Source organism: Sphingobium sp. YR768, assembly GCF_900111125.1.
Lineage (GTDB): Bacteria > Pseudomonadota > Alphaproteobacteria > Sphingomonadales > Sphingomonadaceae > Sphingobium.
Genome location: NZ_FOGE01000080.1, coordinates 1 through 1,365 on the forward strand (window position 1 = coordinate 1; position 1,365 = coordinate 1,365).

General features: G+C 61.2%; 1 protein-coding gene. It reads left to right on the forward strand.

The features are described 5' to 3' along the window. Window positions 1-85 precede the first annotated feature (85 nt). A protein-coding gene (locus tag BMX92_RS26705; protein WP_371262547.1) for an IS3 family transposase occupies window positions 86-1,224 on the forward strand; the annotation gives its coding sequence in 2 pieces (ribosomal slippage) (window positions 86-352 and window positions 355-1,224; 1,137 coding nt in all). Window positions 1,225-1,365: the final 141 nt, after the last annotated feature.

Below are 1,365 nucleotides of genomic sequence, written 5' to 3' on the forward strand. Positions count from 1 at the left end.
AGAGGTGGCCTGGCAAAACTGCACATCGGGATAAGTGGATTTTCTGCCTGACGGCGGCCAGGATGGCCGCGTGACAGGAGTAGAGATGAGCAAACGACCACGCCGGAATCACAGCCCGGCATTCAAAGCGAAGGTGGCATTGGCCGCCGTGAAGGGCGAGAAGACGCTGGCGGAGCTGGCGCAGCAGTTTGACGTGCATCCGAACCAGATCACGCAATGGCGCGGGCAGCTTCTGGAAGGGGCTGCCGGTGTATTTGGCAGCGAGACGCGGAGCGAGGCTGCGGCGCCGGCGATCGACGTAAAGACGCTGCACGCCAAGATCGGTGAACTGACGCTGGTGAACGATTTTTTGTCAGGGGCGCTCGGGAAGGCGGGACTGTTGCCGAGCGCAAAACGATGATCGACCGTTCGCACGCACTGCCGTTGGCGCGGCAAGCCCGGGAGCTGGGGATCAGCCGGGGCGGCATTTATTATCTGCCCAGACCGGTGCCGCCTGCCGATCTCGCCATCATGCGGCGGATCGACGAGTTGCACCTGGAATTTCCGTTCGCGGGTAGTCGGATGCTGCGTGATCTTCTGCGGCAGGAAGGCATCGAGATCGGCCGCCAGCATGTCGCCACGCTGATGAAGAAGATGGCGATCGAGGCAATCTACCGTCGCCCGAACACATCGAAGCCGACCCCTGGGCACAAGATCTACCCTTACTTGTTGCGTAAACTGCCGATCGTGCGGCCCAATCAGGTCTGGGCAACGGACATCAGCTACATCCCGATGGCGAGGGGGTTCGTCTATCTCGTGGCCATCGTCGACTGGTTCAGCCGCAAAGTCCTGGCTTGGCGGGTGTCGATCACGATGGAGGCCGACTTCTGCGTCGAAGCGCTGGAGGAAGCGTTGACGCGCTTCGGGAAACCGGAGATATTCAACACCGATCAGGGCAGCCAGTTCACCAGCCACGCCTTCACCAGCGTGCTGCTGCGCGAGGAAATCGCCATCAGCATGGATGGCCGGGGCGCCTGGCGCGACAATGTGATGGTCGAGCGCCTGTGGCGCTCGGTGAAATATGAGGAGGTTTACCTCCGCGCCTACGGCGGGGTCAGCGAAGCCCGCGAGTCGATCGGTCGTTATCTGAGCTTCTACAATGGAAGGAGGCCACATTCGAGCCTCGCCGCCAGGACGCCGGATCAGGCGTATTTTGACAACCTGCCGGTAATGATGGCAGCATGAATTTGGCAACCAATACGGGGCGTCACTCCAGTCGGGCTACGCCCTCCCTGCATGACGCCCCATATTGGCAAGGCAAGGAACCCGGCAGACGATCCACTTAACCGTTGCCGATCCCTGTTCAGACAAACCCGGCCACCTCTG